8 protein-coding genes are annotated in these 8149 nt (G+C 66.9%); 7 read left to right on the forward strand and 1 reads right to left on the reverse strand.

Features of this window, described 5'->3' with window-relative positions; all coding sequences use genetic code 11:
- From Tfont_RS13845 to lysS, 6 genes are all read left to right on the forward strand, one after another.
- A partial coding sequence (locus Tfont_RS13845; RefSeq protein WP_143969875.1) for an integrase core domain-containing protein occupies positions 1-300 on the forward strand: 300 nt, incomplete at its 5' end.
- 248 nt (positions 301-548) lie between these two features.
- Positions 549-1478, forward strand: a complete 930-nt coding sequence (locus Tfont_RS13850; RefSeq protein WP_068608733.1) for a branched-chain amino acid ABC transporter permease — start codon at positions 549-551, stop codon at positions 1476-1478.
- A gap of 24 nt (positions 1479-1502) precedes the next feature.
- Entirely contained in the window at positions 1503-2603 is a 1101-nt protein-coding gene (locus Tfont_RS13855) for an ABC transporter permease subunit (protein WP_143969876.1), read from the forward strand.
- 10 nt (positions 2604-2613) lie between these two features.
- Positions 2614-3384 carry an ABC transporter ATP-binding protein gene (locus Tfont_RS13860; RefSeq protein WP_143969877.1) on the forward strand — a complete coding sequence of 257 codons (771 nt, stop codon included), beginning with the start codon at positions 2614-2616 and terminating at the stop codon, positions 3382-3384.
- A 1-nt stretch (position 3385) separates the two neighbouring features.
- Complete coding sequence (locus tag Tfont_RS13865; protein ID WP_068608739.1) at positions 3386-4111, forward strand: ABC transporter ATP-binding protein; 726 nt, start codon at positions 3386-3388, stop codon at positions 4109-4111.
- 106 nt (positions 4112-4217) lie between these two features.
- The gene (gene lysS / locus Tfont_RS13870; protein WP_068608741.1) at positions 4218-5768 is read left to right on the forward strand and encodes a lysine--tRNA ligase; all 1551 of its coding nucleotides are present in this window, start codon (positions 4218-4220) and stop codon (positions 5766-5768) included.
- Positions 5769-5780: 12 nt separating this feature from the next.
- Here the strand turns inward: lysS and rpoH are convergent, their stop codons facing one another.
- Positions 5781-6734, reverse strand: a complete 954-nt coding sequence (rpoH, locus tag Tfont_RS13875; RefSeq protein WP_068608743.1) for an RNA polymerase sigma factor RpoH — start codon at positions 6732-6734, stop codon at positions 5781-5783.
- A 168-nt stretch (positions 6735-6902) separates the two neighbouring features.
- Here rpoH and Tfont_RS13880 point away from each other — a divergent pair, with 168 nt between their 5' ends.
- Positions 6903-8039 carry a PQQ-dependent sugar dehydrogenase gene (locus tag Tfont_RS13880; RefSeq protein WP_143969879.1) on the forward strand — a complete coding sequence of 379 codons (1137 nt, stop codon included), beginning with the start codon at positions 6903-6905 and terminating at the stop codon, positions 8037-8039.
- The last annotated feature ends 110 nt before the right edge of the window (positions 8040-8149 follow it).

Below are 8149 nucleotides of genomic sequence, written 5' to 3' on the forward strand. Positions count from 1 at the left end.
GATCAGCTCTGCGAGGAGCTAGGCATTGAGCATCGCCTGACCCGCCCAAAACACCCGCAGACCAACGGCATGGTTGAACGCTTCAACGGGCGCATCGCCGACATCCTGCGCACCCATCACTTCCATTGCGGCGAAGAACTTGAGGCCACCATCCTGCGGTATGTCTGGCTGTACAATCACCAACTGCCACAGAAAGCCTTGGGGCATGTCAGCCCCATCCAGGCCATGAAACAATGGCAGCGATCACACCCCGAACTGTTCAACAGACGTGTTACCAATCAGCCGGGACACGACATCTAATGCTTTGAGAGTTGCATTGATAGGCGTTCTGGTTTTCCCCGGATGGGCGCGGAAATTTCCGGGTAAACCCTAGGGTTCGGCGGGTCGGCTAGGGCAAACACGCACCGGTTGGCGAAAAACCCTTCGCTACAATCCGCCCACTCTGAACCCGCCCCAAGGCCGCACCCAGGCCGGAACTGGCGGGTTTTTTGCTAACCCGGTCGGCCAGCAGCCACCGGGGTGGTGGTTCCTCACAACGGAGAGCTCTCATGGATGTTTTGCTACAGCAGATCATCAACGGTCTGGTGCTGGGCAGCATGTACGCGTTGGTGGCGCTTGGCTACACCATGGTGTACGGCATCATCGGGCTGATCAACTTTGCCCATGGTGACGTGCTCATGATCGGCGCGCTGACCAGCTGGACGATCATCGTCCAGGCCCGCGAGGCCGTGCCCGGCATGCCCGGCTGGGCTTTGCTGGTTCTGGCTGCGTTGATCTCGATGGCCGTTTGCGCGGCGATCAACTTCTCGATCGAAAAGCTGGCCTACAAGCCGCTGCGCAACTCCCCGCGTCTGGCGCCGCTGATCACCGCCATCGGCATGAGCATCCTGCTGCAGACGCTGGCGATGATCGTGTGGAAGCCCAATCCCAAGTCGTACCCGACGCTGTTGTCGAGCGAGCCGTTCAACCTGGGCGGGGCGGTCATTTCGCCCACGCAGGTGACGATCCTGGCCACCACCGCCATCGTGCTGTCGCTGCTGATGTTCATGGTCAACAAGACCAGCCTGGGCCGGGCCATGCGCGCCACCGCCGAGAATCCGCGCGTCGCCGGCCTGATGGGCATTCGGCCGGACGTGGTGATTTCGGCCACCTTCATCATCGGGGCGATGCTGGCGGCCATCGCCGGCATCATGTGGGCGTCCAACTACGGCACGGTGCAGCACTCGATGGGCTTCATGCCGGGGCTCAAGGCCTTCGTGGCGGCGGTCTTTGGCGGCATTGGCAACCTGGCCGGCGCCGTGGTCGGCGGTATCTCGCTCGGCCTGATCGAATCGCTGGGGGCGGGCTACCTGGGGCCGCTGACGGGCGGCTTCCTGGGCAGCCAGTATTCCGACATCTTCGCCTTCATCGTCCTGGCCATCGTCCTGACGCTGCGGCCGTCGGGCCTGCTCGGCGAGCGGGTGGCCGACCGCGCCTGATGCGCCCGGACAGGAGATGCTGACATGAGCCAATCCAAAACCTCTTCCAAGCTGGTCGTCTTTGCCCTGGCGGCCATCGGCCTGCTGGTCCTGCCGCTGCTGCTGCAGGCCACGGGCAGCAACTCGTGGGTGCGCATCGTCGATGTCGCGTTGCTGTACGTGATGCTGGCGCTGGGCCTCAACATCGTGGTGGGCTACGCCGGCCTGCTCGACCTGGGCTTCATCGCTTTCTTCGCGGTCGGTGCCTACCTCTACAGCCTGCTGGCCTCAAGCCATCTGGCGGACAACTTCCCCGCGATTGCGGCGATGTTCCCCAACGGCATCCACCTCAGCTTCTGGATCGTCATTTTCCTGGCCGCCGTCCTGGCCGGCATGACCGGGCTGATGCTGGGCTACCCGGTGCTCAAGCTGCGCGGCGACTACCTGGCCATCGTGACGCTGGGCTTTGGCGAGATCGTGCGCATCTTCATGCTCAACCTGGATCGCCCGATCAACCTGACCAACGGGCCCAAGGGGATTGCCGGCGTCGATGCGGCGACGGTCTTCGGCCACAACATGGGGCAGCGGCTGACGATCTCGTTCGGGGACTGGACTTATACCTTCGAGTCGGTGACGCTGTACTACTACCTGATCCTGTTCTTCGTCGTGATGACGGTGATCATTGCGCACCGCATGGGCAACTCCCGCATCGGGCGCGCGTGGATGGCCATCCGCGAGGACGAGATCGCCGCCAAGGCCATGGGCATCAACACCCGCAACCTCAAGCTCGCGGCCTTCGGCTCCAGCGCCACCTTCGGCGGTGTCGCGGGCGTGCTGTTCGCCTCGCTGATGCGCGGCGTCTATCCGGAATCGTTCATCCTCATGGAGTCGGTCATGATCGTCGCCATGGTCGTGCTGGGCGGTCTGGGCCACATTCCGGGCGTGATCCTGGGGGCGCTGCTGCTGGCCGGCTTGCCGGAGCTGCTGCGCCACCTGGCCGGTCCGCTGCACTACCTCACCGACGGACGGCTGGCGCCCGAGATCCTGCGCCAGCTGCTGATCGCGCTGGCCATGATCATCGTGATGCTGCTGCGCCCGCGCGGCCTGTGGCCCGCGCCCGAGCACGGCAAGGCGCTGAGCAAGTGAGGAGCACCCCATGACAGACACCATCCTGAAAGTCAGCGGCGTCTCCAAGCGCTTCGGCGGCCTGCAGGCGCTCTCCGACGTCGGCATCGAGATCAAGCGCGGCCAGGTCTATGGCCTGATCGGCCCCAACGGCGCCGGCAAGACGACCTTCTTCAACGTGCTGACGGGGCTTTACACCCCAGACAGCGGCTCGTTCGAGCTGGCGGGCCAGCCCTACACGCCCACCGCCGTGCACGAGGTCGCCAAGGCCGGCATCGCGCGCACCTTCCAGAACATCCGGCTGTTTGCCGAGATGACGGTGCTGGAAAACGTCATGGTCGGCCGCCATGTGCGCACGCGCTCGGGTATCTTCGGCTCCATCCTGCGCACGAGCAGCTTCAAGGCCGAGGAAAAAGCCATCGCCGAGCGTGCGATGGAGCTGCTCGAGTACGTCGGCATCGCCAAATACGCCGATTACAAGGCGCGCACCCTGTCCTACGGCGACCAGCGCCGGCTGGAGATCGCGCGCGCCCTGGCCACCGACCCCAAGCTGATCGCGCTGGACGAGCCGGCCGCCGGCATGAACGCGACCGAGAAGGTGCAGCTGCGCGAGCTGATCGACCGTATCCGCGCCGACGGGCGCACCATCCTGCTGATCGAGCACGATGTCAAGCTGGTCATGGGCCTGTGCGACCGCGTCACCGTGCTGGATTACGGCAAGCAACTCGCCGAGGGCACGCCGGCCGAGGTGCAGAAGAACCCCAAGGTGATCGAGGCCTACCTGGGCACCGGAGGACACTGAGATGGCGAACACCCTGTTGAAAGTCACGGGCCTGAAGGTCTCGTACGGCGGCATCAAGGCGGTCAAGGGCATCGACCTGGAGGTGCGCGAGGGCGAGCTGGTCACCCTGATCGGCTCCAATGGCGCGGGCAAGACCACGACCATGAAGGCCATCACCGGCATGTTGCTGTCCGAAGGCGGCGACATCGTCTACCAGGGCCAGTCCATCCGCGGGGCCGGATCGTGGGATTTGGTCAAGCGCGGGCTGGCCATGGTGCCGGAGGGGCGCGGCGTCTTCACCCGCATGACCATCACCGAAAACCTGCTGATGGGTGCCTATGTGCGCACCGACAAGGCCGAGATCCAGCGCGACATCGAGCGCATGTTCGAGCTGTTTCCGCGCCTGAAGGAGCGCCGCGACCAGCTCGCCGGCACCATGTCCGGCGGCGAGCAGCAGATGCTGGCCATGGCGCGCGCGCTGATGAGCCGCCCCAAGCTGCTGCTGCTGGACGAGCCGTCGATGGGCCTGTCGCCGATCATGGTGGACAAGATCTTCGAGGTGGTGCGCGACGTGCACGCGCAGGGCATGACCGTGCTGCTGGTGGAACAGAACGCCCGCCGCGCGCTGCAGGTGGCCGACCGCGGCTATGTGATGGACTCGGGCGAGATCATCATGCACGGCGAGGCCAAGGCCATGCTGGACGACCCGAAGGTGCGCGCCGCCTACCTGGGCGAAGCGGCCGTCTGACGGCCCGCCGATGCGGGCACGGCGGCCCCCGGCGTGGGCCGCCTACAATCGAGGATTTTGCGGTGTGGGCCGCAAAACCCTTTGTTTTTTGCATCCCGGTGGTGCCATGACCGATTCCGTCCATCCCGCGCCCGTCGAGGCCCCGAGCGAAAACCAGCTCATCGCCGAGCGCCGCGAAAAACTCCAGGCGCTGCGTGCCGCTGCCGGGCAGGGCGCCGGGCCGGCCTTCCCCAACGACGTGCGGCCGCAGCACACGGCCGAGGCCCTGCAGGCCGAATACGGTCACATGAGCAACGAGATGCTCGAGCCGCTGCAGGCCCGCGTCAGCGTCGCCGGGCGCATGATGCTCAAGCGCGTCATGGGCAAGGCCAGCTTTGCCACCGTGCAGGACGCCTCCTTCGGCCCCACCGGCGGGCGCATCCAGCTCTACCTCACCAAGGACGCGCTGGGCGAGGCCGCCTACGACGCCTTCAAGCACTGGGATTTGGGCGACATCGTCTATGCCGAAGGCACGGTGTTCAAGACCCGCACCGGCGAGCTGTCCGTCAAGGCCGACCGGCTGCGTCTGGTGGTCAAGAGCCTGCGCCCGCTGCCGGACAAGTTCCACGGCATCCACGACCAGGAGCTGAAGTACCGCCAGCGCTATGTCGACCTGATGACCGATGTCGCGGCGCGCGAGCGCTTCGTCGCGCGCAGCCTGGCCGTCACGGCCCTGCGCGAGTTCATGGTGCAGCACGGCTTTCTGGAGGTGGAGACGCCCATGCTGCACCCCATCCCCGGGGGGGCGAACGCCAAGCCCTTCGTCACCCACCACAATGCGCTGGATCAGGAGATGTTCCTGCGCATCGCGCCCGAGCTCTACCTCAAGCGCCTGCTGGTGGGCGGCTTCGACCGTGTGTTCGAGATCAACCGCAACTTCCGCAACGAGGGGATCAGCGTTCGCCACAACCCCGAGTTCACCATGATGGAGTTCTATGCGGCGTACTGGAACCACGTGGATTTGATGGCGTTTACCGAGCAGCTCATCCGCCACGTGGCCCACACGGTGTGCGGTGGCGGCCGGCTCGTCTACCAGGGGCGGGACGTGGACCTGGATGCGCCGTTCGAACGCCTGACCATCCGCGAGGCGATCCTCAAGCACACCGAGGCGGGCGAGCGCGTGGACGATCCGGCCTGGCTGCGCGAGCAATTGCGTCGCCTGGGGCTGGACCCCGTCAAGGAACGGCTGGACAGCCGCAGCTTGGCCGGTCTGCAGGTTCTGTACTTCGAAGAGACGGTGGAGGACAAGCTCTGGCAGCCGACCTTCATCTGCAACCACCCGACTGAAATCTCGCCGCTGGCGCGCGCCAGCGACACCGATCCGACGATCACCGAGCGCTTCGAGCTCTACATCACCGGGCGGGAAGTGGGCAACGGCTTTTCGGAGCTGAACGATCCCGAGGACCAGGCCGCGCGTTTCCATGCGCAGGTGGCCAACAAGGACGCCGGCGACGACGAGGCCATGTACTTCGACGCCGACTACATCCGGGCGCTGGAGTACGGCATGCCGCCGGCGGGCGGCTGCGGGGTGGGCATCGACCGGCTGATCATGCTGCTGACCGACAGCCCCAGCATCCGCGACGTGATCCTGTTCCCGGCCCTGCGGCGCGAGGGCTGATCCCCGGGCGGATCAGGCGTACGCGCGCAGCGCCTGGCGCATCTTCTTCATGGCCGCCGCCTCGATCTGGCGGATGCGCTCGGCGCTCACGCCGTACTCATCGGCCAGCTCCTGCAGCGTGGCGCCACCGGTGCCGTCGTCGTTGACCTGCAGCCAGCGCGCCGTCACGATGCGGCGCGAGCGCTCGTCGAGTTGTGCCAGCGCGTGTTCGATGCCCTCGGAGCCCAGGCGCTCGCGCTCGCGCGCCTCCAGCACCGCGGTGGGCTCGTGGCGGTGGTCGGCCAGGTAGGCGATCGGGCCATAGGCTTCCTCCCCATCCTCGTTGGGCAGGGGGTCCAGCACCACGTCCGCGCCACCCAGGCGGGTTTCCATCTCGATCACGTCCTCGCGGCGCACGTTGAGCTCACGCGCCACGACGTCGATTTCGGCCTCGGACAGGCGCTCGCGCGCCGCATCCTCGTCCAGCGCATCGGCCTTGAAGCCCCGCTTGAGCGAGCGCAGGTTGAAAAACAGCTTGCGCTGGGCCTTGGTGGTGGCTACCTTGACCATGCGCCAGTTGCGCAGGATGAATTCGTGGATTTCGGCCTTGATCCAGTGCACCGCGTAGCTGACCAGCCGCACGCCCTGGGCGGGGTCGAAGCGCTTGACTGCCTTCATCAGGCCGATGTTGCCCTCCTGGATCAGGTCCGCCTGGGGCAGGCCGTAACCCAGATACTGGCGCGAGATGGCCACCACCAGCCGCAGGTGGGACATCACCAGCTTGCCGGCGGCCTCCAGGTCCTGGTGCTGGCGCCAGCGCTGGGCGCAGTCGCGCTCCTCGTCCGCGCTGAGCAGCGGAATGCGGTTGACGGCGCTGATGTAGGCGTCCAGGTTGCCCAGCGGGGGCAGCGTCAGCGACGTGCTGGACCACGACGCCGCGGGCGCGGCGTGGGACGCAGGTGTGAGGGCAAGGGACATCGCGGTCATGGGCTCTCCTCTCCTGAATCGGTCATCATGTTAGCACTCTCTTGGATCGAGTGCTAAATGCGGAGTTCCCTCTCCGGCGCCCGCTCGGGGCGACGTGGGCCGCCCTGGGGAGGGCTTTGGCTGCTTGACGGCCGGCGGCCGATCGGAAACCATCCCGCCATCATGGCGATGCGTTTTGTCGGCCGTTGGTGTGCGGGGCGCGCGGGGTGGCGGGGGCTGCCCCGGGCGGTGCTGGGTGCGGGGCTGGCCCTGGCGCTGGCGGCAGCTCCAGCGCGGACGGCCGTTGCGGAGCCGGCCCGTCTGCGTGCCGAGGCGGTGGCCACCGGGCTGGAGCACCCCTGGGCGCTGGCGTTTTTGCCGGATGGGCGTTTTTTGGTCACCGAGCGCCCGGGGCGCTTGCGCGTGGTCGAGGCCGACGGCCGCCTGGGCGCGGCGATCGCGGGTCTGCCGCGGGTGGATGCAGCGGGGCAGGGCGGCTTGCTCGATCTGGTGCTGGACAGCGACTTTGCCCGCAACCGCACCCTGTATTTCTGCTACGCGGAGCCGGATCCCCAGGGCCGCGGCAATTCCACCGCCCTGGCGCGCGCGGTTCTGTCGGCGGATACGACCCGGTTGCAGGATCTGCGGGTGATCTTTCGCCAGCAGCCGCGCGTCGCCAGCCGCCTGCACTTCGGCTGCCGCATCGTCGAGGCGCCCGACGGCACGCTGTTTCTGACGCTGGGCGAGCGCTACCACCGCATGGCCGATGCGCAGACGCTGGACAACCACCACGGCAAGATCGTGCGAGTGACCAAGGGCGGCGCTGTCCCGCCCGACAACCCGCTGGTGGGCCGCGCAGGCGCCTTGCCCGAGATTTGGAGCTGGGGCCACCGCAATCCGCAGGGGGCCACCTGGGGCCCCGACGGCCGGCTGTGGATGCATGAGCACGGCCCGCAGGGTGGCGACGAACTGAACCGCCCCGAGCGCGGCGGCAACCACGGCTGGCCGGTCGTGACCTTTGGGGAGCAGTACGGCGGCGGGCGCATCGGCGAAGGCACGCACAAGCCCGGCATGGTGCCACCGCTGTACCACTGGACGCCGTCGATCGCGCCCTCCGGCATGGCGTGGCTGACCAGCGACCGCTACGGCCCGGCTTGGCGCGGCCACCTGTTCATCGGCGCGCTGCGCGGCCAGCACCTGGTGCGGCTGGAGCTGGACGGCACGCGCGTGGTGCGCGAGCACCGCCTGTTGACCGAACTGGGCGAGCGCATCCGCGATGTGCGTCAGGGGCCGGACGGTTGGCTGTATGTGTCGTGTCCCGGATGATTGGTTAATTGGTTCACGCCGTGGTTTACTCTTGGCCCGAGAGGTCATGCTGGAGCTGAAACGATGCATCTGAGGCTGCACAAGAACGCCACCACGACACCCAGGATCCG

The organism is Tepidimonas fonticaldi (genome assembly GCF_007556755.1).
Taxonomy (GTDB): Bacteria; Pseudomonadota; Gammaproteobacteria; order Burkholderiales; family Burkholderiaceae_C; genus Tepidimonas; species Tepidimonas fonticaldi.

Excerpts from the sequence above, each read along its gene's own strand:
- Tfont_RS13880 (WP_143969879.1), top strand. The coding sequence starts at position 6,903 with ATGCGTTTTGTCGGCCGTTGGTGTGCGGGGCGCGCGGGGTGGCGGGGG.
- rpoH (WP_068608743.1), bottom strand. The coding sequence starts at position 6,734 with ATGACCGCGATGTCCCTTGCCCTCACACCTGCGTCCCACGCCGCGCCC.
- lysS (WP_068608741.1), top strand. The coding sequence starts at position 4,218 with ATGACCGATTCCGTCCATCCCGCGCCCGTCGAGGCCCCGAGCGAAAAC.
- Tfont_RS13850 (WP_068608733.1), top strand. The coding sequence starts at position 549 with ATGGATGTTTTGCTACAGCAGATCATCAACGGTCTGGTGCTGGGCAGC.
- Tfont_RS13855 (WP_143969876.1), top strand. The coding sequence starts at position 1,503 with ATGAGCCAATCCAAAACCTCTTCCAAGCTGGTCGTCTTTGCCCTGGCG.
- Tfont_RS13860 (WP_143969877.1), top strand. The coding sequence starts at position 2,614 with ATGACAGACACCATCCTGAAAGTCAGCGGCGTCTCCAAGCGCTTCGGC.
- Tfont_RS13865 (WP_068608739.1), top strand. The coding sequence starts at position 3,386 with ATGGCGAACACCCTGTTGAAAGTCACGGGCCTGAAGGTCTCGTACGGC.